Annotated in this window: 22 protein-coding genes; 8 read left to right on the top strand and 14 right to left on the bottom strand. The window is 54.0% G+C overall.

All coding sequences use genetic code 11. From position 1 onward, the window contains the following. Positions 1 to 20: 20 nt before the first annotated feature. From BQ6873_RS12830 to BQ6873_RS12805, 5 genes are all read right to left on the bottom strand, one after another. Complete coding sequence (locus BQ6873_RS12830; protein ID WP_076592992.1) at positions 21 to 635, bottom strand: SRPBCC family protein; 615 nt, start codon at positions 633 to 635, stop codon at positions 21 to 23. Further along, a complete protein-coding gene (locus BQ6873_RS12825; RefSeq protein ID WP_076592991.1) occupies positions 625 to 1161 on the bottom strand; it encodes a (2Fe-2S)-binding protein in 537 nt (178 codons plus the stop codon). The genes BQ6873_RS12830 and BQ6873_RS12825 overlap by 11 nt, the downstream gene beginning before the upstream one ends. Further along, positions 1158 to 1976: an FAD binding domain-containing protein gene (locus tag BQ6873_RS12820; RefSeq protein ID WP_076592990.1), complete on the bottom strand. Its 819-nt coding sequence runs from the start codon at positions 1974 to 1976 to the stop codon at positions 1158 to 1160. Before BQ6873_RS12820 ends, BQ6873_RS12825 begins: the two co-directional genes overlap by 4 nt. Continuing rightward, entirely contained in the window at positions 1973 to 4375 is a 2403-nt protein-coding gene (locus BQ6873_RS12815) for a xanthine dehydrogenase family protein molybdopterin-binding subunit (protein WP_231949335.1), read from the bottom strand. The genes BQ6873_RS12820 and BQ6873_RS12815 overlap by 4 nt, the downstream gene beginning before the upstream one ends. 672 nt (positions 4376 to 5047) lie before the next feature. Next, entirely contained in the window at positions 5048 to 5563 is a 516-nt protein-coding gene (locus BQ6873_RS12805) for a MarR family winged helix-turn-helix transcriptional regulator (RefSeq protein ID WP_157889164.1), read from the bottom strand. Positions 5564 to 5745: 182 nt separating this feature from the next. On the opposite strand from BQ6873_RS12805, the gene BQ6873_RS12800 reads away from it, so the two are divergent. From BQ6873_RS12800 to BQ6873_RS12785, 4 genes are read left to right on the top strand one after another with little or no spacing between them, the layout of a single operon-like run. Beyond that, on the top strand, positions 5746 to 7011 hold the full coding sequence (locus BQ6873_RS12800) for an amidohydrolase/deacetylase family metallohydrolase (protein WP_076592988.1): 1266 nt from the start codon (positions 5746 to 5748) through the stop codon (positions 7009 to 7011). After that, the gene (gene hpxZ / locus BQ6873_RS12795; RefSeq protein WP_173830623.1) at positions 7011 to 7391 is read left to right on the top strand and encodes an oxalurate catabolism protein HpxZ; all 381 of its coding nucleotides are present in this window, start codon (positions 7011 to 7013) and stop codon (positions 7389 to 7391) included. The genes BQ6873_RS12800 and hpxZ overlap by 1 nt, the downstream gene beginning before the upstream one ends. Further along, a complete protein-coding gene (locus BQ6873_RS12790) occupies positions 7388 to 8596 on the top strand; it encodes an amidase (protein ID WP_076592986.1) in 1209 nt (402 codons plus the stop codon). The genes hpxZ and BQ6873_RS12790 overlap by 4 nt, the downstream gene beginning before the upstream one ends. 19 nt (positions 8597 to 8615) lie before the next feature. After that, the gene (locus BQ6873_RS12785; protein WP_157889163.1) at positions 8616 to 9755 is read left to right on the top strand and encodes an oxamate carbamoyltransferase subunit AllG family protein; all 1140 of its coding nucleotides are present in this window, start codon (positions 8616 to 8618) and stop codon (positions 9753 to 9755) included. A 22-nt stretch (positions 9756 to 9777) separates the two neighbouring features. On the opposite strand, the gene BQ6873_RS12780 is transcribed toward BQ6873_RS12785, so the two are convergent. The 5 genes from BQ6873_RS12780 to BQ6873_RS12760 are packed head-to-tail and all read right to left on the bottom strand — an operon-like array spanning position 9778 to position 14298. Further along, the gene (locus tag BQ6873_RS12780; protein WP_231949334.1) at positions 9778 to 10539 is read right to left on the bottom strand and encodes an ABC transporter ATP-binding protein; all 762 of its coding nucleotides are present in this window, start codon (positions 10537 to 10539) and stop codon (positions 9778 to 9780) included. After that, positions 10536 to 11270 (bottom strand): ABC transporter ATP-binding protein, encoded by a 735-nt coding sequence (locus BQ6873_RS12775; RefSeq protein ID WP_076592985.1) that lies wholly within the window; start codon positions 11268 to 11270, stop codon positions 10536 to 10538. Before BQ6873_RS12775 ends, BQ6873_RS12780 begins: the two co-directional genes overlap by 4 nt. Further along, the gene (locus tag BQ6873_RS12770; protein ID WP_076592984.1) at positions 11267 to 12214 is read right to left on the bottom strand and encodes a branched-chain amino acid ABC transporter permease; all 948 of its coding nucleotides are present in this window, start codon (positions 12212 to 12214) and stop codon (positions 11267 to 11269) included. Before BQ6873_RS12770 ends, BQ6873_RS12775 begins: the two co-directional genes overlap by 4 nt. Beyond that, the gene (locus tag BQ6873_RS12765; protein ID WP_076592983.1) at positions 12211 to 13074 is read right to left on the bottom strand and encodes a branched-chain amino acid ABC transporter permease; all 864 of its coding nucleotides are present in this window, start codon (positions 13072 to 13074) and stop codon (positions 12211 to 12213) included. The genes BQ6873_RS12770 and BQ6873_RS12765 overlap by 4 nt, the downstream gene beginning before the upstream one ends. A 12-nt stretch (positions 13075 to 13086) precedes the next feature. Then, positions 13087 to 14298: an amino acid ABC transporter substrate-binding protein gene (locus BQ6873_RS12760; RefSeq protein WP_076592982.1), complete on the bottom strand. Its 1212-nt coding sequence runs from the start codon at positions 14296 to 14298 to the stop codon at positions 13087 to 13089. A 314-nt stretch (positions 14299 to 14612) separates the two neighbouring features. Between BQ6873_RS12760 and BQ6873_RS12755 the strand changes: the two genes are divergently transcribed. Beyond that, positions 14613 to 14876, top strand: coding sequence for a hypothetical protein (locus tag BQ6873_RS12755; RefSeq protein WP_231949333.1), 264 nt, complete (start codon positions 14613 to 14615; stop codon positions 14874 to 14876). A 19-nt stretch (positions 14877 to 14895) separates the two neighbouring features. Here the strand turns inward: BQ6873_RS12755 and BQ6873_RS12750 are convergent, their stop codons facing one another. Genes BQ6873_RS12750 through BQ6873_RS12735 form a run of 4 tightly spaced genes read right to left on the bottom strand, consistent with a single transcriptional unit; the run spans position 14896 to position 18274 of the window. Then, positions 14896 to 15624 carry a GntR family transcriptional regulator gene (locus tag BQ6873_RS12750; RefSeq protein WP_076592980.1) on the bottom strand — a complete coding sequence of 243 codons (729 nt, stop codon included), beginning with the start codon at positions 15622 to 15624 and terminating at the stop codon, positions 14896 to 14898. 31 nt (positions 15625 to 15655) lie between these two features. Beyond that, positions 15656 to 16882 (bottom strand): amidase, encoded by a 1227-nt coding sequence (locus tag BQ6873_RS12745; protein WP_076592979.1) that lies wholly within the window; start codon positions 16880 to 16882, stop codon positions 15656 to 15658. A 13-nt stretch (positions 16883 to 16895) separates the two neighbouring features. After that, complete coding sequence (locus BQ6873_RS12740; protein ID WP_231949332.1) at positions 16896 to 17843, bottom strand: polysaccharide deacetylase family protein; 948 nt, start codon at positions 17841 to 17843, stop codon at positions 16896 to 16898. Then, positions 17840 to 18274: a nuclear transport factor 2-like protein gene (locus BQ6873_RS12735; protein WP_076592978.1), complete on the bottom strand. Its 435-nt coding sequence runs from the start codon at positions 18272 to 18274 to the stop codon at positions 17840 to 17842. The genes BQ6873_RS12740 and BQ6873_RS12735 overlap by 4 nt, the downstream gene beginning before the upstream one ends. Positions 18275 to 18462: 188 nt before the next feature. Here BQ6873_RS12735 and BQ6873_RS12730 point away from each other — a divergent pair, with 188 nt between their 5' ends. The 3 genes from BQ6873_RS12730 to BQ6873_RS12720 all read left to right on the top strand — a co-directional run bounded on the left by BQ6873_RS12730 (position 18463) and on the right by BQ6873_RS12720 (position 23095). After that, positions 18463 to 19647: an ABC transporter substrate-binding protein gene (locus BQ6873_RS12730; protein WP_076592977.1), complete on the top strand. Its 1185-nt coding sequence runs from the start codon at positions 18463 to 18465 to the stop codon at positions 19645 to 19647. 77 nt (positions 19648 to 19724) lie between these two features. Then, positions 19725 to 20600, top strand: a complete 876-nt coding sequence (locus BQ6873_RS12725; RefSeq protein ID WP_076592976.1) for a branched-chain amino acid ABC transporter permease — start codon at positions 19725 to 19727, stop codon at positions 20598 to 20600. Continuing rightward, positions 20597 to 23095 (top strand): branched-chain amino acid ABC transporter ATP-binding protein/permease, encoded by a 2499-nt coding sequence (locus BQ6873_RS12720; RefSeq protein ID WP_076592975.1) that lies wholly within the window; start codon positions 20597 to 20599, stop codon positions 23093 to 23095. The genes BQ6873_RS12725 and BQ6873_RS12720 overlap by 4 nt, the downstream gene beginning before the upstream one ends. The last annotated feature ends 19 nt before the right edge of the window (positions 23096 to 23114 follow it).

Here is a 23114-nt window from a genome sequence, read left to right as displayed (position 1 = left end):
AAGTGATTGATGAAGTGTGTTTAATTTCGACGACTGGAAAACAAACCGGACAGCCAAGCCTTGAGCAAAGTCCAGAGGTCTATCGAAGAGGTATCTCTCTGTGCGGCGCGCGGCGCGGCAGGTCTAGCCGATGCCATGTCGGATACACCACTGCCATGCACATCGCCCGCTGCTGCTGGCTGAGGCAAACGCGCCTGCAAGTTTTCTGCAAACTGTTTGGTCAATTGTTCAGCAAGTGCACGCACGATGCCTTCGCGACTGAACTGCGCGAGCGAACCGGTAATGGTGTGATCAACCTTGACCTGCACATTGGTGCCGCCATCTGGTGCTGCGGTGACTAAAAAATGCGCTTCACCTTTTACACGGCTATTGCTGCGGGCATCGACTGCGGTGCCGACTATCGCGCCGCTATTCGATGCTTCATCCAGATTCAATCGCCCCTGTCCGGAAAAGCCAGCCGCGATAGGGCCCAACTTGACCTTGAACAGCAGAGGAATTGCACCCTCTTCGCTGGCCGTCGCGGCAGTATTAATCGAGGCTCCAGGCAAACAATCCACCAGCAACTCAATATCGTGAAAAGCTTTCCAGACAACGTCAGTCGATGCTGCGATGTGAAACGATTGTTCAAGCTGCATGAATGTTCTCCTGTGATGAAACTGATAGTGCTCGTACACGCAACACACTTAAGATGGCGCGGACGATGCCGAAGTAACCGGTGCAGCGGCACAGATTGCCCGCCAATTCTTCGCATACCCGCGCCTCATCGGCTTGGGGCAAACGCGTGACGATGTCGCGTGCCGTCATCAACATGCCCGGTGTGCAATAGCCGCACTGCAGTGCATGCTCGGCCGAGAATGCGGCACGCAGTTGTGCCATGACGGGATCGTTATCGAAAGCTTCCAGCGTACGAATTTGTTTGCCTTCGAAACGCTTGGCCGATTGCAGACAGCTACGTTGTGGCGCGCCATCGACTTCGATAGTGCAAGCGCCACAGACGCCTTGCTCGCAGCCGACATGCGTAGCTGTCAGTCCGCAGTGATCACGCAAGGCATCGGCGAGATGCGTGCGCGGTTGCAGCTTCAATTGGTAGCAGCGATCATTGATGTTCAGCTGTACGTCGGTAGTTTCTACCGCTGGGAATTCAATAGGTAATGCGCTCATCGTGTTTTCCCCATATCCAATGCCACCAACCTCAACATCTCCATCAGAGACTGGCGACGATCAAGTTCAAGATCTGGTGCGGCCTGCATCACGATCTGTTCACGTACTGTCGCTTGCAGCAAATCCGTCATCAGACCCGGGCGTTCAACTACTTGCGGTGCGCCATCCAGCGCACCCAACACCACGCGCTCCGTACCATCGCTGGCATCGCGCATACCTGATGCCATGGCATGCGCCAGTTCACCTGTCTTGCGACATAACTTGTGATACGACCATTGCATGCCGCTCGTGCGTTTTGACACGCTGACGGCGATCAATATTTCGCCGTCTACCAGTTGTGTTTCATAAGCAGAGGTCATGAAATCGCGGGCTGCGATATCGCGCTGACCAGCAGGGCCAAGTACATGGAGTGTTGCGCCCAGCAAAGGCATAGTGCTGATCCAGTCAGCCGCAGGATCGGCATGACAAAGACTGCCGCCCAGCGTGCCGCGATTACGCACCGCGCGATAGGCAATGCCGCGTGCGACGAACGGCATCAAGCCCTGACTAGGATCAAGTACGCGCTTGTCTTCTATCGAAGCATGCGTCGTCATCGCACCGTAGCGAATCGCATTACCGGTATCGCTGACTGCACGCAAGGATTCAAACGCATCAAGATCAAGCAGCGTGTCTGGCTGCGCCAAACGCAAGTTCAGCATCGCACCCAACGACTGACATCCGGCGACAGGTTTGCTGCCCCAGCCACCTTCGGCCAGCAGCGCGCTCGCTTGAGCGAGATCATCAGTACAGGTCAAACTGTAGGCGGAAGGTTTCATGCGCGTGCCTCCTTCTTGGCAGCCGCCAATGCTTCCAGCACGCGACGCGGATTGGCAGGACATTGCGTCAGCTCTGCACCGAGTGCGTAGAGTGCATCGTTGATGCCGTTGATGATGGCAGCCGGTGGTGCAATGGCACCGCCTTCGCCGATTCCTTTTTGTCCGTATTTGCTGTTCGGACTTGGGGTTTCCATGTGCAGCAATCTGGTCGGCGGCATTTCTCCCGCACCTGGCAACAGATAATCTTGCAGAGTCGATGCCAATGGCTGACCTTCGCTATCGAATGGCATCTCTTCGTACAGTGCGGTACCGATGCCCTGTGCCAAGCCGCCATAAATCTGGCCGTCGACGATCATCGGATTCAGCAAGACGCCACCATCTTCACAAATGACGTAATCGAGAATTGCGACATGACCGGTGGCGGTATCTACCTCGATCACGCAGGTATGACAGGCATAGCTGAACGTGCCCGCATCCGGCATCATCTTGTAACCGGCGACGACTTCCAGTCCACCCGGATCGACTGAGCCGACTGGCAATTTTTGTGGGGCGCGATACCAGGTGTGTGCAATCTCTGCCAGCGACACACGCTTGATGCTGTCTTGCACGCCGACTGTGCCGTCTTTCAAACCGACCAAGCTGGCATCGGTATCGAGCAAAACACCGGCGATCGCTTTGATGCGTTCGGCCAATTGTTCACATGCTGTACCGACTGCACCGCCTGCCATCACCGCGCAGCGCGAACCCCAGGTACCAGTGGAATATGGCGTCATGCCGGTATCCCCGTGGATCACCCGCACTTTTGCGATATCAATACCGAGTACCGTATGCGCGACTTGCGCCATTGAAGTTTCCAGACCTTGGCCGTGCGAGTGCACGCCAATACGTAATTCAAGAATGCCATCAGGTGTAAAGCGTGCCGTGCATTGTTCGTAACCCGGCACCATCGGTATGCCCCAGCCGTGATAAACGGAGGTGCCGTGTGCGCCCTGTTCGCAGAACACCGCCATGCCGAGGCCGAGGCGCTTCTGCGCGGCGTCATCGCCATTGGCCGCATGACGTTCTTTTTGCCGTGCACGCCAACCGTCCCAGTCGATCGCTGCCACTGCCTTGTTCATGCAAGTTGTGTAATCGCCGGAATCAAATAGCTTGTTGGTGATATTGCAGTACGGCATGGCCGATGCAGGCACCAAACTCTTGGCGCGCAATACATGCGGCTCTATGCCTAGTTCGCGTGCCGCGATATCCAGCATCACTTCAAGCGCGAAGCAGACGCCGGTACGTGCTACGCCGCGATACGGCAAGATAGGTGGTTTGTTGGTGGCGGCCGAACGTGTGCGACACACAAAGCTATCCATTACATATGGGCCAGGCAAGATAGAACCGATCTGGGCTCCTTCCAGACAGGCGCTAAATGGATAAGAGGAATAAGCGCCTGAATCAACCACGGCATCGCAACGTATGCCGGCCAGTCTTCCTTCGTGCGTCACATCTACGGCTATGTCATAGCCATGTTCGCGGCAGTTCGCATTGGCACTCAACTGCTCGCGTCTGTCTTCCAGCCAGCGCACTGGACGCTTCAGATGTATTGCCAGCCAGGCGCAGCAAATTTCTTCTGGCAGCAAAATGCCCTTGTAACCGAAGCCGCCGCCTACGTCTGGCGAAATGACGCGTATCTGTCCTTCATCCAATCCCAGACATTCGGCCAGACCGGTGCGATTGATATGCGGCACTTGCGCGGCTGTGTACATGATCAGTTGATCTACGCGGGTATCCCACCAGCACAGAACCGCACGACCTTCCATCGGCGCCATGCATTGGCGCGCCATGCGCAATTTGCGACTGACGCTGTGTACTGCTTCCTCAGTTGCGCTCACACGGCGATCAACATTGGTTTCTGCAAAGACGTTTTCACTCCAGTCATCATGCACACGCGCATCGCTGTCCAAGGTGCCGTACATATCGGCCAGTACAGGTAATTCCTGATAATCGACAACTACACTTGCCGCGACATCTTCGGCACAAGCGCGGTCAGTGCCGATACAGGCAGCAACCAGTTCGCCGACATGGCGCACCTTGTCTTGTGCAAGTGGATATTGGGCGGAGCGTTTGAAACCGGGTAAAGAGGAGGTTGCGACGATAGGACGTACGTCCTTCATGTCCTCCATGGTGTAGACCAGATGTGCCATGCCTTCCGGCTTTTCGATCTGTCCAAGGCGCGCATGCGCAACCGGTGAACGGACAAAAGCCACTTCAACCATATCCGGCATGCGCATATCGCCGACATATTTGCCTTGGCCCAACAACAGCCGCTTGTCCTCTTTGCGCAATACCTCGCGACCAATTCCTTGATCGGCACCGGCTTGTATCAGCAATTCGGGCATCACCAGATCATTCATCAATTTCTCCTGAACATTGCCGGAAGTTGAAATTAAAATTCAACTCATTCGCGTCCCTAATAATTATGTGGCATACCACATTTATATAGCCATGTGTCATTCATTTTTGCATTACGAGCATGAATTATTTTTCACCTCCTTTGCGCTGTACTACGATTTTATTTCCAAGTGTTCTGCCTGATAGAACACTGTGCAAAGCCGCGATACTGAATACTGCACATCAACTTCAAAATGCGTTTTTTTATGCTGCGTCCACATACATAGAATTCACGAAATACCTTTAGCAATGACCATGCCAACCATGCAGACATGTCAGATATTACGCTACTCAAGTCATTGATTACAATAAAATTTATTGCATTTCAATATATGTGGTACAGCACATTTATTAGACTTTTATCAAACAATGTTCTTGAATGAAGAGCGATATTTGTTGTTGTACATGAAAATCGCAGCATTTGCATCAAATTGGAAAAATTTTGTCTCAAAAAAGTGCAAAACCATTTTTATGTACGCACCATTTTTGCTCGCAACGAAATCTTAACGAAGCACATCATCGCGCGCAGCAAGCGACCATGCGCATGTACAACAAACGTGATGAATCATCTCAAAGTGAATGAGAATATGCACGCTGCACTGCAATGCGGCGAAATTTAAAAAGAGAGAAAAGTTTTAGCGCGCTTTGAGTAAAGGCACGCGATCTGTGGCTTCGGAATCGACCAACCTCACCATCAGAAGAATGAACAGCTGGCGCTCTTCCGGCGAGAGATTTTCGATAGTGCGGTCATGTGCCTTCTGTACGGCAGGACGCATTTTTTTGACCAGCGCACGCCCTTTGCGGGATAGCTTGACGTACTTGACGCGCTTGTCGTGCTCAGACTGGCTGCGCGCGATCAACTCGCGCTGCTCCAGACGCGGCAATACTTCCGCCACGCTGGTACGTTCCAGACCGATATGGTGTGCGAGTGAGTTCTGATCCAGCTCGCCATACTCTTCCAGCGCCGTCAACAGACTGTATTGCACCGGCGTGATGTTGTATTCCTCTGTCTCTTCCATGAACAATGCGCTGTGGATCTGATGTAGCCGACGAATCAGGAATCCAGGACGTGTCAGCAACAGGGATCGTGCCTGTACTGACTCCATTTCACTCGTCAGAAAGGGAAAAGCTGCTTCTTCAATCATGTTCATGGATGGTCAAGGTATATAAAAGAACTGGATGGAATCCGGTCTGCCGCAAACCAGAAGTATATGTGAATCCGCTTTAGAGCCAATAAATATAAATAGATTATAAATGTGGCACACCACATTTATTTAAAGTTAGCATAGAATATGAGGTGCACCACATATTATCTCAACCAGGAAGGATTGCCATGAATCATATTATTCTCAAAGGTGGCCACGTCATCGATCCAGCAGCCAATCGCGACGGTATTTTTGATGTATTGATCAAGGATGGCACCATCGCCGCAGTAGACCGTGACATCACACCACCAGATAGCAATACGACCATAGTCGACTGTCGTGACAAGCTGGTACTGCCTGGTCTGATCGATACACATGGCCATGTGTATCAAGGCGTCACTGGCCGTTTTGGCCTCAATGCCGATATGTGCGGCGTGTATTCCGGCGTGACGACCTTGGTCGACCAAGGCGGCGCCAGCTGCATCACCCTGCCCGGTTTCCGCCAATACGTGATCGAACCTTCGAAGACACGTGTGCTGTCATATATGTCGGCCTATCTGGTTGGCGGTCTGGAAGGCCATTACTACCCTGAGCTCTATCGCCCGGATTGCCTGGACGTGGAAGCGACCGTTACCGCCGCCAAAAAGAACCGCGATATTGTGCGCGGGCTGAAAGCACACGCGGAGATAGGCGGTTTTGCGCGTTGGGGCGTTGACGTCATGCGTATCGCCGCACAGATCGGACGCGAAGCAGAACTACCAGTCTATATACACTTCGGCCAACTCTGGCCCAAGCCTGAAGATGGTGGTTCGCCAGTCAATCCTGACAATATTTTCAATCAAGTGGTCGACATGCTGAAACCAGGCGACATCTTGGCGCACCCATTCAGTCGTCACCCGGGTGGCTTCGTTGAGCTCAATGGCAAGCTCCATCCTATGGTCAATGAAGCAATTGCACGTGGTCTGAAGATCGACGTTGGCCATGGCTCGCACTTCAGCTTCAAAACCGCGCGCATCGTACTGGACGCCGGCGTCATGCCCGACACCTTGGGTGCCGACATGCATGGCTACAACACCATCGTGCCACCACCAGCCGGTACACCGTCCTGGCATCCTGATGAAAGCGTGCATATCTTCAAGGGCAATGAACGTTTCAGTCTGGTATCGGCCATGAGTAGCATGCTGGCACTCGGCATCCCGCTCAATCATGTCGTTGCCATGGTTACCAACAATGCGGCAAAACTGGCGCGTATGGAAGATGAAATCGGCACGCTCAAAGTCGGCAGCGTGGCAGACGTCAGTGTGCTCGATGATCTGCGCGGACGCTGGGTAATGCATGACAACGAAGGTACACAAGTCATTACCGAACGCATGTTGCATCCTGCATTCTGTTATCGCAATGGCGAACGTTTCGATGCCAATGCCGCCATCCTTCCGGTCGCCAAGGCTGCATGATGAAAGTTAATCAGCCCCTTACCCTGCAGGAAGTTGAACAGGTCTTCGATGCCTACGAGAAGGCGCTGGTAGGCAATGACGTGGTGAAGCTCGATGAGCTGTTCTGGAACGATGCTGCCACTTTGCGTTATGGCGCAGGCGAAAACCTGGTCAGCTTTGATGCGATTCAAGCATTTCGCCTGCAACGCCCTTCCGCCAATTTGGCACGCACCGTCACCAGTCGACATATCACCACCTTCGGTACGGATTGTGCAGTTGCGAACATCACCTTTACCAAGGCTGGTGAATCGCGCATCGGCAGACAAACCCAAACCTGGGTGAAATTTCCCGATGGCTGGCATGTGGTCGCCGCGCACGTGAGCTGGATGGAAAGCAAATGAACACGCCATTGAGCAATCAGTTACAACCGAATACCGGCGGTGCCTTTCTGGCTGAAGCTTTTGGTCATGCCTTGCAGGCACATCGCCCGCTGGGCAACAAATTGAAAAACCTGCGCTTTGCAGTCAAGGATGTATTCGACATCGCCGGCACGCGTACCGGTGCAGGTAATCCGGTCTGGCTGTCCGGCAACCCTGTGGCAAAAAAACATGCTGCAGCGGTAGAGCGGCTTTTGTCTGACGGTGCCACCTTCGTGGGTAAAACACTGACCGACGAACTCACCTACAGCCTGGCCGGCATCAACGCGCATTACGGCGTACCGCGCAATCCCGCCAGTCCGGATCGCTTGCCGGGTGGTTCATCATCCGGTTCGGTAGCAGCCGTCGCAGCGGGTCTGGCTGATATCGCACTCGGCACAGATTGCGGCGGCTCGATCCGGTTGCCAGCCAGCTATTGCGGCGTATGGGGTATGCGACCTACGCATGGCCGTCTGTCCGGGCATGGTTGCCTCACGCTGGCACACAGTTTTGATACGGTCGGCTGGTTTGCCAATACGCTGGAACACCTGGAGCAAACCTTCTGCGCATTGGCACATGCAGATGCCACCAGCATGCCGGCGACATTTCTGACTCTCAACGATGACGGCATCAACAGCTTGCTGGATCCTGCTGTACTCCATGCTTTTAGTGCGCTGAAAAATCAACAAACAGATTTTGTCGCAGTAACAAGCGCATTGAATCTGACAGCCTGGGCTGCAGCCTTTCGCATCCTGCAAGCATCCGAAGCGTGGATGGAACATGGCTTGTGGGTTACGCAGCATGCAAGTGAATTGGGGCTCGATATTCGTCAACGCTTCGACATCGCTGCCAGCGTGACGACAGCGCAAGTGCGCGCGGCGCAAGAAGTCAGAATTGCGGCCATCAGCGCACTGAACCAGATTCTTGATGACCAGCACAAGGTCATCGTCATTCCAACCGTGCCCACACCGGCTCCACTACTCACGGCAGACAGCGCGCAGGTCAACGATATACGCATGCGTTCACAACAGTTTCTCTGTATCGCCGGACTGGTCGGTCTGCCGCAACTCAGCATGCCGTGGATCCAGATCAACGGTGCGCCAGTCGGTCTATCCATCATCGGTGGTCGCGGTTGCGACGAAATCGTTCTACATGCAGCACACAAGTTACATAGTCACATCACGGATTGATCACTCACGGAGAACAAGCATGAACACAGCCAGTCTCGACGATGAAATCGCACTGATCGCAAACCGCTTTCACGACATACTCTGGACGGATGTTGTGTTGCGCTCCCAGGCGCTACCTGATTTGCCCGCCGATGTACTGCTGCATGCCGGTCCACCGCTGGTAGGTGAAATGCCTGCATCGATCAGGCAAGCTGCGATGGAAGCCTTGTTGTTTGAAGGACTGGCAGAACATCATGAAGCAGCAGCGCAATTGCTTGATCAGGGCAAGGTCATACTGATGCCGGCTCAGGATCACGGAGTCGTCACACCACTGGCGCAAGTAGTGTCTGCCTCGATGCCGCTATTCGTCGTCAAAAACAAGGGCGCAACGCGTTATGCGCCCATGGTCGAAGGTACCGCACCCGCCCTGCGTTTCGGTAAACCGAACGCAAGTTCACGCGCGCATTTGCAGCTACTTTCACAATTTGGCATGCATGTATTAAAGCCGATAGTGAAGCACCAGGCCATCACCTTATCCACGCCGATACACTACGCTTTGCTCGGTGGGGAAGAATGTCATGCACTCACAGCCCGCGCCAATACTGCACTGACCGCACAACTCCATGCACTAGGCAGCCAAGATCGCCAGGTCATACTGGCCAATCCGGGTTTCGTGCTGCCAATTTTGATGGCGGCATGTGCATTGCGCCTGGAACAGACCGGACACATCGTTGCTGCAGGTGGCAATGGACAGGTTTTCGGTTATCGTCTGCGCGAAACAAATGAATGGCAAACCATTCCTGCAACGCCACCGCAAGGTACGCGATTCAAGGGATATGAAAACACGGTGGCGCTTGGTGCGATAGGCGACAGCGCCGTCATCGATTTCTGCGGGCTGGGTGCACAGGCACTGGCTTATGTACCGACGCTGGCCAATGACTGGAAAGAATTTTTACCCAGCGATTTGCACGCGCATCGATCCCAGGTATTGAATGCTCGCAGTGGCATGGTGGACTTAACCAACATCCTGAGCAGAGATTGCTCGCCCATGGTCAACCTCGCCATTCTCGATCAAGCTGCAGAGATAGGCTTGATCGGACGCGGTGTTTTCAAAGTGCCTACGCAATTGTTTGCAGATCCGAGTGAAGTCACTTTAAGGTACTCATGCACTGAGTCCTGAAAATCTTGCGACAGCGGTACAGTCAAACGCCCAGATAAGCGCGCTGTACCGCTGGATCATCGATCAGCACTTTGGCCAAACCTTCATGCACGATGCGACCAGTTTCCATCACGTAGCCGCGATCGGCTCCGGATAGGGCGAGTTGCACATCCTGCTCGACCAGTAACACGGTCACGCCGTCTTGCTGTATCGCAGCCAATATTTCCATCAGCTGATCCACCACGACCGGCGCCAGACCCAGACTCATCTCGTCTATCATCATCAACACCGGCTTGGCCATCAAGGCCCGTGCCATCGCACACATCTGTTGTTCACCGCCCGACATATTGCCGGCCAGTTGCTTCCGCCGTTCTGCCAAACGCGGGAACAAGGTGTACATGCGTTCCAGATCGCGCATCAACTCCGCCTTGTCTCGGCGCTTGTAACTCCCCATCAACAGATTGTCTTGCACCGACATGCGGTCGAATAACTGACGCCCTTCCGGGACTTGCACAAGGCCGAGAGCAAACACCTGATCCGGCGTCATGCTCACCAGCTCATGCCCATTCAATTGAATACTGCCATTACACGACAACATGCGCGACAGCGCCCGCAGCAAGGTCGTCTTGCCGGCACCGTTGCTGCCGACCAGTGCGACCATTTCTGCCGGGTAAATTTCCAGGGCAATGTCATGCAACACCGGCATTTCGCCATAGCCGGCGGACAGTCCTGCGACTTTGAGCAAGGGAGCACGATGCGGCATAGCGCGCGGCTCTTGCAATCCATCTTGCAGAACGCTGCTCATTCGCGTTTCCTTCCCAAATACGCCTGTATCACTGCCGGATTCGACAACACTACATCCGGCGTACCTTCGGCAATTTTTTCACCGTGATGCAATACCAGCAAACGATCAGATAGACTTTTGATCGCCTTGATCACATGTTCGATCACCAGAATGCTGATGCCTTGTGTGCGCACCTTGCGGATGACTTCGATCACTTCTTCAATTTCGACATGATTCAAGCCGGCCATCACTTCATCGCACAATAAAATTTTCGGCTGCATCGCCAAGGCTTTCGCCAACTCCAGACGTTTGCGACCTGGACCACCAAGTTCATCTGCGCGCTGATCTACATTTTTTCCCAAACCGACGAAATCAAGACAAGCGCGCGCCTGTTCACGCGCCAATCCCAATTTGGCTTGACCGCCATCGCGTCCGAACAAGGCACCAACCGCCACATTGTCCAGCACCGACAAGCCTGGAAACGGCCGCATGATTTGAAAGGTCCGACCTATGCCCAAGCGCGCCCGACGATATGCAGGCACGGCAGTAATCGACTCGCCCTGAAACAGTACGTCGCCGGAGCTGGGTGCCAGCGTGCCGCTGATCAAGCTCACCAGCGTGGTCTTGCCGGCACCATTGGGGCCGATCAAGCCCAAAATTTCACCTTGCGCCAAGGAAAAATCAACGTCGTTGACGGCAATCAAACCGGCAAAACGTCTGGTGACATGGCGGACTTCCAGTAGCGTACTCATAGTCGATGCGATCGAATGTTTTCAATGAAATAGCGCCAGCCGACTTTGCGGAATCGTCGCAGCATGTCGGCCAGACCACGCGGCATCAGCACCACCGCGACGACTATCACTATGCCGAAGAACAAGCCGGCAATGCTGGTCACTTCACTCGACAGAATTTCTGAAATGGCAGATAGCGACAAGGCGCCGACGATAGGCCCGAATATTGTTCCTGCGCCACCGAACACCGCCATGATGATCATCTTGACGTTGAGGCTGATGTCGAAGGCGCTGACCGGATCAAGGAAGGTAATCCAGTAAGTGTGTATGCCACCGGCCAGCGCACTGAATACGCCAGACAATGCAAACGCCAATACCTTGTACAAAGTGGTGTTGACGCCCATCACCGCCGCACCTTCTTCGTTCTCTCGTATTGCGATTAAGCCAAAGCCGAAGCGACTGCGCGTCAGCCAGAATATCGTCAAAGTCGCGACCACCAGCAAACCCAGCGACAATTCGTAAAACAAGGGATCGTTATTCAGCGGCGGCAACACCAGGCCGATATTCTGCCCAGCGACGCCAATGTTGGAGACGATAGCGGTCATCACCTGCGACAAGGCCAGCGTCGCAATCGCAAAATAATGACCACGCAAACGCAGCACCGGCAAACCCAGCAGCACCGCAAAAATCACTGCCAGCACCACGCCAAACACCATGCCGACGCCGAATGGTAGATGCCATTGCACCATCGCAATCGCCACACCATAACTACCTAGACCGAAGAACACGGAATTGCCAAACGAAGCGTAACCGGCATAGCCGCCGATGATGTTCCAGCCTTGCGCCAATACCGCCAGCAATAAAGCGTTGATGCCAAACTGCACCAACACATCTGAACCATACCAAGGCACGCCAGCCAGAATCACCAGTGCCACCAAAATCAACCCTATGCGTAATCCTTTCACGCGGCTCTCCCCAACAAACCGCTAGGACGCAGTATCAGCACCAGCACCAAAATGCCGAAACTGGCGACGTCGGAATACGTAGGGCCGATGTAAAGCGCAGTCAGCGATTCCACTATCCCCAAAAACAAACCACCCACCAACACCCCTAGCGGATTGTCGAGGCCACCGATAATCGCAATCGCAAATGATTTGGCCGTCAGCGTGGCACCGATGTATGGATTGATCTGCGACACGGTGCCATACAGTCCGCCGGCAGCACCGGCCAGAGCAAGACCGAGTGCAAACGTGGTGGCATACAGATGACGTGGCTCCACACCGTACAGGCGCGCCGCAAGAAGATTTTGCGCAGTGGCACGTATAGCCAGTCCGAGCCGCGTATGCAGCAAGAACAGCCACATGCCCACCGTCAAGATAATCGCTGCGCCAAAAGCGGCCAGACGCACTACCGGCACCACCACCGGTCCCCATTGCAGACTGTTACCGGCATAGCTGGGATTGATAGTGCGGAAATCTGCCGAGAACATGATTTGCGCCAGATAGGTCAATACGACTTCCAGCCCGAAGGTGATCAGCAAGGTGTTGAACATCGGCGCGCGTATGACCAGATTTAATAGTCCACGCTGCAACACATAGCCGAACCCGAACATGATCAGTGCCGTGAGCGGCAAGCCGATGAAGGGATCAATGTGCAGATAAGTGTAGAGATACCAGGAAGCGTAAGCGCCCAGCATGATGAAGGCGCCGTGTGCCAAATTAACGATATTCAGCACACCCCACACCAGCGCCAGACCCAGCGCCATCACCGCATACAGTCCGCCTAACAGTACCCCGTTGACGAGGATTTGCGCGAGCAGGTCCATGGCAGGCCGCCCTTACTTACGTGCATTCCAGGCCGGCATCGGATATTTCGGTTGCTTGACGAAACCTTTCGCGTTGTAAACTTCGACCAGCTCATTGCCCTGTACTTGAATGACGACCTGTGGCAAATCTATCTGTCCATTTTGATTGAAAGCAATCGGGCCATACAGGCTATCGAATTTCACCTTCGCGAGTGCATCGCGCACTTTTTGCGGATCCATGCTGTTGGCATCTTCCATCGCCTGTACCAGTGCTTCTACATCAGCGACACCAGACGCTGCATGGTAATCAGGGTCGTAGCCATATTTGGCCTTGTACTCTTTCGCGAATTTTTCAGCATCACCAAACCAGCGATCTTTAAGCGATGCCGATGGCAACCATGCCGTCATGCCGAATGCGTAATCAGCATCCGCGCCAAGTGCCTTGCGGAAATCTTCACTAGGTACGCCGACTGTAAATGAATAGATTTTCGGTGCCACAGCCAAGCTCTTGGCTTGTCGCACGAAATTCAAAATTTCAGTTTCGTGTCCGGCAACCAACACAACTTCAACATTTTTGCTTTTAATTTGTGACAACAGTGAATTGAAATCCGTGGCGTTCGTGCTGTAACGCTCATCCATCACGATATTAAAGCCGGCTTGTTTCAATTTCGGCCGCGTACCTTCCGCCACCGATACATCGAAAGCATCATCGGCATACAGCAGTGCGACCGTTTTCGGCACTGGCTTCAGCGCTCTCAACATGTCTATCGTGCTGCCGAAGTAATTACTGGCGGGTGCCAGTGTGCCGAATATGTATTTGAATTGCCGCGTAAAGATCTGGTCGGAAGCACCACCGCCCTGCACCATAGGCACTTTATATTTTTCCGACACGGCAGAATCCGCCAGTGCGAAATTACTAGCGAATGGTCCGAGTAGAAGATTGACTTTGTCCTGTGTGATCAATTGCGTGTACTGGCGCACACTGAGATTGACGTCGGACTGGTTGTCATACAGCTTCAGCGCTAGCTTATGTTGCTGACCGGCGATTTTGACGCCGCCTGCTGCATTGATTTTGTCGATCGCGAGTTGGTAGGCATCGCGGTAATAACGCCCGGTATTGGCTACCGGTCCAGTCAGCTGTACCGATGCGCCGAGCACCACATCCTGCGCCGAGGCAGTGACGGGAGTCGCGAAGAGTAAGGAAATCAGTAGCGCTGAGAATAAACGAAAAGATGTGAGTAACATGGGTTACCTCTTTCTTATGCAATTCAGACACTTCACACTTCAAGGGAAATCAAATTACTCCTGCACAACCCATCCGTCCAGGCCGCTTACACAAGCTGCCTTAGATGACAAACCGGAAACTATGCGCTTGCTGATGCACTCTCGCTTTAAGTTGCCAGAAATACATACAATGATGGCGTCACCCGTTTGAGTAAGAACACTTCCCGTAGTTTTAGTTCCTAATTACAAGATGCCATCACTCAAAATCACGATCCCCGCTCGATGGCGGCATTGGTAAAATCGTGCGCCAGTTATTTCTATGAAAAGAGCACATCTTGAAAAATGTTAATGAGACTAGTCATGCTGATTTAGTTGAGCGCTTAACAAATCTGGAATATGCGATCAGACTATCGATGACGGTCCGGGAAGACCAGGATGAGGCCGCCGATCAGCAACACAAGCATGAAGCTGAACGTTACGGAATTGTTATAGAGGATGCGACGACTAAAGGTGATTTGCTCAACGCAGTACAAACCCTGGTGAGAGCGACACAGAAAAAGATGGCCGCAGAGTCCCACGGCACCACAGAGAAAAAATGAACCAAGACGAAATCCCGTCTTAGTTCATCCCCAGCATGCGCGCCAAACTGTTTTCTGATTTCTCATTCATCAGTTCTATACGTTCTTCCAGCACCGAGAGATGCGCCTGCATCGCTTGCGTCGCACCCTCGACATCACCACGCTCTATACATTCAACGATCAATGTATGTTCGTCATGTTCGCAAGATGCGTGACCGCCCGGCTCGTGCAAGGCAACGATCAGCGAGCAACGCGACACTAATTCACTCAAATAACGTTGCAACAAAGGGTTGTGCGACAGCTCGGCAACACGCAAATGAAAGTTGGATGCCAGTCGCGCCCAATCCACCTGCTTATAAGTGTGCATGACCTTGTGCTCTTCATCCAGCATGCCGCGTAATTTGGCGATGTCTGCTTTGGTCGCATTTTTTACAGCGAGCGGAAGCATCGCTGTTTCCAGCGCGCGACGTGCTTCAAAAATCTGTCGCGTTTCTTCCTTGGTCGGCATCGCCACCACCGCCCCACGATTCGGACGCAGTTCGACGATATGATCATGAGCCAGCTTTTGCAGTGCTTTTTGAATTGTCGTCCGGCCGACATTGAACAATTCGCATAGCGCTGCTTCCGGCAACTTGGTGCCGGGCTTCAGGCGTTGGCCCATGACGCTGTCAAATACCGTTTGATAAATACGGAGTACCAGCGCATCACCGCTATCCGTACGATCAGCCTCTGCAACTATGCCCTGAATTGGGGCAGGTGATTTCGCCATCTTTTGCTCGTCGTTTCTCACAAGATTATTGTTATAACTGCTGCCATAGTGCCACCGCAAGCTTTATCAAAGCACGATCGCTGCCAGCCGGTCCTATCAGTGATATGCCTATCGGCAAGCCCGACGCGGAGTTGAACGGCAAGCTGACTTGCGGCAAGCCCGCCAGACCGGCAACACAGGTAATGCGGAAGGTACGGCTGCGCAGATTATCCACCTCCGCGCCGGATGCTGTCAGTAGCGGCGCAACACCGGCTGCGGATGGAATCACAGCCACACCGTCAGTACCCAGCATATCTCTGATGGAAGCACGAATTTTTACCTGTCTGGCAACTGCGGCATCGGCTGCAACTTGGCTGGTATTGCGCGCCATCTCCCAACGTGAGGCGACTGCCGCACCGAAAACGGGTTGATGCTTTTCTATCCACTCGCCATGTACTTGCCAGGCTTCGCGCGCCGATGCGCTGATGTATGTTAAGCGCCACTCATCCAGTTCTTCGCTCGTTCCGTTTGTCGTCACCCGTGTACGGAATGTCTCCAGATTTTGTCCTAGTGCAGCATAGACTTGCTCGGCCTTTTCATGAAACACCTCATCGGCCTGCGCCAGCACATCATCAAACAACATCGCGCGGCGGAAATTGGATGTCGGTGATTCCGGCAGCAACACATCGGCGACGCGCATGAAAGTATCCGCATCATGCGCCAACCAGGTCGGTGTATCGAAGCTGGGATTCAGCGGCACCATGCCTGCACTCGGCAACAAACCGTGCGTAGTACGCAAACCCCACAAGCCGCAATAACTGGCTGGCACACGCGTCGAACCACCAGTATCAGTACCCAGCGCAAAGTCGCACAATCTGGCCGCCACTGCCGCCGCTGATCCGCTGGATGAACCACCCGGCACGCGTCCTATCGCCAAGGTATTGAGCGGTGTGCCGTAATGCGCATTGTCACCATTGATGCTGTACGCCAGTTCATCGGTCAGCGTTTTGCCCACCAAGGTCGCACCAGCATTCAACAATGTGTCGATGATGGGACTGCTCTTGCTTGGGATCTGATGCGTCGCCAGCCAGGTTGGATTACCGGCACCAGTTGGATAACCTGCGACATCGAACAAATCCTTGGCGGCGAAAGTCAAACCCGCCAGCGGCCCCGTCGGTGCACCGTTAACGACAAAGCGACCATACGGCACCCATGCGCCTATGGTGTCCAGAATCGGGAAGTTGGCATCAGCCTTGATAGCGTCAGTATTTAAGTTCATGCAAATGCTCCGTCTATATATGTTGAATAAGTTGTTCGTTGGTTTTGAGTACGTCCAGGGTATCGACGTAGTCGCAGATCGCGCCCGGCGTGGTAAACCAGACTTGGTCACGAGCGCGTGTGAGATGCGTCAGTGCAGCGCGCAAATGGCGCAAACGATATGGCTGACCAATCAGATAAGGATGCAGCGCGATGCCCATGACTAAAGGCTGCTGCTTGGATTGCTCCAGCATTTCATCGAAGTTGTCGACGATCAGTTGCGCAAAATCCTTGCCGTCCATTTGTCGCGCAATGATCATCGGGATGTCATTCACCTCTTGCGGATACGGCAGCGACCACAGCGACTTGCCGCTACGTGTATTCATCCGTATCGGTTGATCGTCGTGACACCAGTTCAAGGTGTAGCGATAACCGGCTTCTGCCAGCAGATCCGGCGTGACCAGACTCTCTGAAATCCACGGTGATAACCAGCCGCCTGGTGCGCTACCGCTTTCAGCCAGCATGCGCTCGCGACAATGTTCCAGCAGCAAGCGTTCTTCCTGTTCGGGGAACGTGCCCTGCTGCCGCGCATTCGTATGTCCATGTCCTATCAGTTCATCGCCCCGCGCGACAAAAGCAGCGATCAATTCCGGGCAGTGATCATACAGAGCGGTATTCGCCAACACACCGGCTGGCAAGCCAAGCGCATCGAACAACTCCAGACAGCGCCATGCGCCGACGCGATTGCCGTATTCGCGCCAGGCGTAATTCAATACATCCGGTTCCGGGCAAGCCGGGCCTAGTTTTGCGCCCATGCCTTCGCCGAAAGCAAAGTGTTCGATGTTGAAACCTATATAGACAGCCAGACCTGCACCGTTCGGCCAGCGGTACTGTGGTCGCTGCGTAATTGCCGAATAGGGAAAGCGCTGGTGCGTATTTAATGGCGCAAACGCATTCATGATGGTGGAATCGCGCGTCGTCATAGCACCGCCAAACCTGCGCGCACCAGCAACCATTCCGCGCTGTCGTTCCAGACATCCATTTGTACGATCAAGCCATCGCGCACTACATAGCGGTCCACATAACGATTACCTTCAAATGTGCTGCCGTCCGGCCACGCGCCATACAAAGTCCCGTAGCTGTAAACAATCGTGTGCTGCGGCGTGCCACCGACAACGACTTCCGTACTCTCGATACGTTTCTTGACCCAGCTATAACGCGCAGCATTGAAGCGCGCGCATTCTGCCGGCTCCTGCATCAATCGTCCGCCGGTAAAACGAATGACCAAATCAGCCGCCGTCAAACGACGCGCGGCTTCGGGATTTGGAATCATCAGCAAGCGCAGATATTCATCTACAACTGCTGCTGCCTCGGTGGCTTGTACTTGCGTGCTGCCTAGTGGTGCGTGCTGCATCATTTTCTCCAGTGTTCGCACAGTTCTTGTGCGCTGTTTAAACAGACCAAATCGCTTTTTCTGCAAATTGTCGGCAATACAGTCAATAAATTGCCAATGAAATGAACATCATTTTGTTGCGATGGCACACACCTTGCATAAGTCGTGCCGGGCATTCCATTTCCTTAATCTCACCGAGAGGAACCATCATGATTAGATTTACCCGCCGCACTTTCGCCGCCGCCTGCACGCTCGTTGCATGCAGCGCTTTCATACCGACCGCATTCGCCGCCGACCCAATCAAGATCGGTCTGGTCACCGCTTTGTCAGGACAATCGGCTCAAGCAGGCGAAGCAATTGCACGCGGGCTCAGCGTGGCTATTGATGAGATCAATGCCAAAGGCGGTCTGTTGGGAGGACGCAAGATAGAGCTGGTACGTCGCGATGACGAAGGCAATCCAGCCAAAGGCGTGATCGCTGCACGCGAACTAATCTACAAGGAAAAAGTCTCCGTGATCTTCGGTGGACTGGACACGCCGGTATCGATGGCGATGGTGCCGCTGGTGAATCAGGAAAAAGTACCGTTCATGGGTCCATGGGCTGCTGGCACTGGCATTACCAAGAATGGCGCAAGCCCGAATTACGTATTCCGCGTATCCGCAGTCGATGAGATTGTCGACAAAGCGATGGTGCAATATGCGCAAAAAACCTTCAAATCCAGCAAGGCCGGTCTGATCCTGATCAACAATCCTTGGGGCGAATCGAATGAAAAAGGCTTGGTCGCAGCACTCGCTGAAAAAGGTACCAAGCCAGTCGGTATTGAAAAATTCGAAGGCAGTGACATCGATGTCGTACCGCAACTCAATCGCCTGAAAGCAGCCGGTGCCGACACGCTCTATATGGTTGGCAACGTCGGACCATCCGCACAAGTCGTCAAATCGCTGGATCGCATGGACTGGAAAGTCCCGGTCGTTTCGCACTGGGGTCCGGCTGGCGGACGCTTCACCGAACTGGCAGGTCCGAATGCAAAGAACGTGCACTTCGTACAAACCTATAGCTTCTTCGGCAAGCAATCGCCGGTTGGTGAAAAAGTCATCAATGCGCTGAAAGCAAAATATCCCAACGTCAAAGGCCCGGACGACATAACACCGGCTGTCGGCGTAGCAAATGCGTATGACGGCATGCAACTGGTGGCGCTGGCGATCACAAAAAAAGGTTCCAGCGATAGAGAAGCCATTCGTGAAGGACTCGAGAGCATCGACCGTTACGAAGGCTTGATCAAAACCTACACCAAGCCATACAGCCCGACCAATCATGACGCGCTCAGCGAGAACGATTATGTGTGGGCGCAATTCATCGACAACCGCATCCTGCCTGTCGGTCTGGCGAAATAAATACATCCTCAAAGTAGCGGCAGTGCATCACTTGATGCCTGCCAGCTTTGCAGATGGCACGACTCGGAGAATGACAAATGTTGTTATCAGCACTGATTAGCGGTATCGGTTTGGGAAGCATGTACGGCTTGCTCGCATTGGGCTTCTACATCACATACGCCGTGTCCGGCACAGTCAATTTTGCGCAAGGCAGTTCGATGATGCTGGGCGCAGTACTGTGCTTTTGTTTTACGCAAACACTGGGCTTGCCGATGTGGCTGTCCATCGTGTTTGCACTGGCCTTGTGTGCAGCTTATGGCTTGCTGGTGGAGTTGCTGGCGGTACGTCCGTTTGCCAGTCGCGGCTCCAATGCCTGGCTAATGTCCACCGTCGCGCTCGGCATCGTTCTCGATAATCTGGTGATGCATACATTTGGCAAAGAACCACGCAGCTTGCCTTCCGACCTGGCCATGACACCGATAGAAATCGGTGGCATTGGTCTGGGCGTCTATCCGCTGCAATTGCTGATTCCTGTTTTGGGACTGGCCTTGGCGGCATTGCTGCACACGATCTCGCGCCGCACGCGTTGGGGTATTGCGATGCTCGCGGTGGTACAGAATCGTCAGGCGGCACAACTGATGGGCATACCGATCAAGCGCACCATCGCTGCCGCGTTTGCACTCTCCGCTCTACTCGCTGGCGTTGCCGGCATCTTGATCGCACCACTATTTAACGTGAATGCCGATATGGGCACGCTCTTCGGTTTGAAGGCATTTGCCGTTGCCATCCTCGGCGGCATTACGAGTGCATGGGGCGTCATGCTGGCCGGTCTGTTGTTCGGCATCGTCGAAGCGCTGGTGACATCGTCGCTAGGTTCCGGTTATACCCAGATCATTACATTCGCGCTGGTCATCGTCGTACTGGCTGTGCGGCCCAACGGCCTGTTTGGGCAAAACGAGGTTAAAAAAGTATGAAGCAATTTTCTTTTCCATCGCAGCTCGCGCTCACACTTGTATTTCTTGCCGCGGCCTGCGGTCTTGCTCTTGGACTGAATGGCTACTATGTCTTCGTGCTGGCCAGCATCGCACTCACGGCAATAGTCGGTATCGGCTTGAACGTCTTGCTCGGCCTCACCGGACAAGTCTCGTTCGGCCATGTCGGCTTCTATGCCATCGGTGCTTATGCGGTCGCCATATTGACGACCAGCATGGGTTGGAGTTTCTGGCTCGCATGGCCAGTCGCTGCGCTGATATCCGGCGTCTTCGGCTTGTTGCTTGCCTTGCCTGCATTGCGTGTCAAAGGTCCGTACTTAGCGATGATCACCATCGCGTTCAGCTTCATCGTGCAGCACGGCATAGTGGAAATGCGCGGACTGACCGGCGGACAGAACGGCATCATGGGCATCGCAGCACCCAGCTTTGGCGGCCTCGTCGCTGGTGAAACAGGGATCGCATTACTTGCACTGATCACGGCCGCGGTTCTCTTCATTGCATTTTCTCGTCTTGCGAACGGCACCTGGGGCGCAGCCATGCGCGCAGTGAAGGATAGCGAAACCGCCGCCGAATCGATAGGCCTCAATCCACTCACGATCAAGACGGCTGCGTTTGTCGTCTCGGCGATGCTGGCAGGATTGGCTGGCGGATTGTTTGCACCTTTATCTGCATTCGTCACACCAGATAGTTTCGGCTTCATGCAATCGATCTTGTTCGTATTGATCGTGGTCGTCGGCGGTGCTGGTTCCGTTGCCGGACCACTGGTCGGCGCGCTGATCGTCGGCTTGCTGCCTGAGTTGTTGTCAGGCTTGGCAGAATATCGTTTGCTGTTCTTCGGCACATTGTTGCTGCTGGTTCTGTGGGTCGCGCCGGATGGCGTCGTCGGTGCATTGCGTCAACTCGGCAAACCACGTCGCACGCAAAAACAAACTTCTGCCAGCCATGCAAATGCAGCGGACATGGCACTCACCTCGCGTCCACGTCGCACACTGCGTACCGATGCACTCAGCATGGTGTTCGGCGGCGTGCGTGCAGTCACCGATCTGAGCTTTGAAGTCAAACCGGCTGCCATTACCGGCTTGATCGGTCCGAACGGCGCGGGTAAAACCACTGCGCTGAATATGCTCAGTGGTTTCTATCAACCGACCAAGGGCGGCTTCAGTCTGGATGGCGCAGCCTTGCAAGGCAAAAATGCTTATGCGATTGCCAGAACAGGGATTGCGCGTACGTATCAAACTTCAGAATTATTCGGCACCCTCAGCGTCGAGGACAATGTAGCGCTCGCGATGAGTCGCGGCAAGCTGGGACACTTGCTCGACACGACACGCTTCAACACATCTAGCGTGCGCAACTTGAGTCAACAGTTGCTGGCTTACTGCGGCTACTTCGGCGCAACCGATACACCTGCGGCAGATCTCGCGCATGTCGATAGACGCTTGGTAGAAATCGCACGCGCACTCGCTACCGACCCGGATGTTCTTTTACTGGATGAACCGGCCGCCGGTCTCTCGACCGAAGACAAAGTACAACTGGCCGCGCTGTTGCGACGCATAGCCGCCGCAGGCATCAGTGTTGTCGTGGTCGAACACGATATGACTTTAGTAATGGATATCTGTGACCAAATCGTAGTGCTGGATGCAGGCAAACGATTGGCAGTAGGCACACCGACCGATATCCAGAACGATCCTGCTGTGCGTCAGGCTTATCTGGGCGACGCCAATATGGATAGCAGCGATATTTCCAAACGCGTACATAGAGTCGTTACGGGAGAAGAAGTACTCGGCGTCGGCGATCTGGTAACCGGCTACGGCGCAGAACCTGTACTGCAAGGCATCAACATCCAGGTCAAACGCGGTGAGATGGTGGCGCTACTGGGTGCCAACGGTGCCGGCAAATCAACCTTGATGCGCGCACTCGCCGGTTTGCATAGACCAGTCAGCGGCGGCATCCATTTTGAAGGTAGCGAATTAAGCAAATTGTCGGCAGACGCCATCGTCGCCAAAGGTTTGGTGCTGGTGCCGGAAGGACGACAAGTGTTTAAAGATTTGTCGGTATTGGATAACATTCGACTGGGCGCTTTCTTGTATCCGCAAGACATGAACACGCGCGTCGAAGAAATGCTGACGCGTTTCCCACGTTTGCGCGAACGCTTGCATCAACGTGCCGGCCTGCTCTCCGGTGGCGAGCAACAGATGCTGGCAGTGGCGCGCGGTCTGATGTCACGGCCACGGATTTTGCTGCTGGATGAACCATCGCTTGGTCTGGCACCCAAGATAATCGCCGAATTGTTTGCTGCATTGGATAGACTACGTGCCGAGAACATGACGATATTGCTGGTGGATCAAATGGCAGCTCTGGCCCTGGCGCTGGCCGACCGCGCGTATGTGATCGAAGGCGGACGTGTTGCGGCGCAAGGAACAGCAGCGGAAATCGCCAGCAATGATGGATTGGCCAAGGCTTATCTTGGCGGACACTAACGAATATAAAAAGGGACAA

This window comes from Herminiimonas arsenitoxidans, from assembly GCF_900130075.1.
Taxonomy (GTDB): domain Bacteria; phylum Pseudomonadota; class Gammaproteobacteria; order Burkholderiales; family Burkholderiaceae_D; genus Oxalicibacterium; species Oxalicibacterium arsenitoxidans.
The sequence above is the reverse complement of the archived record's forward strand: the minus strand, read 5'-3'. Positions and strand labels throughout refer to the sequence as shown.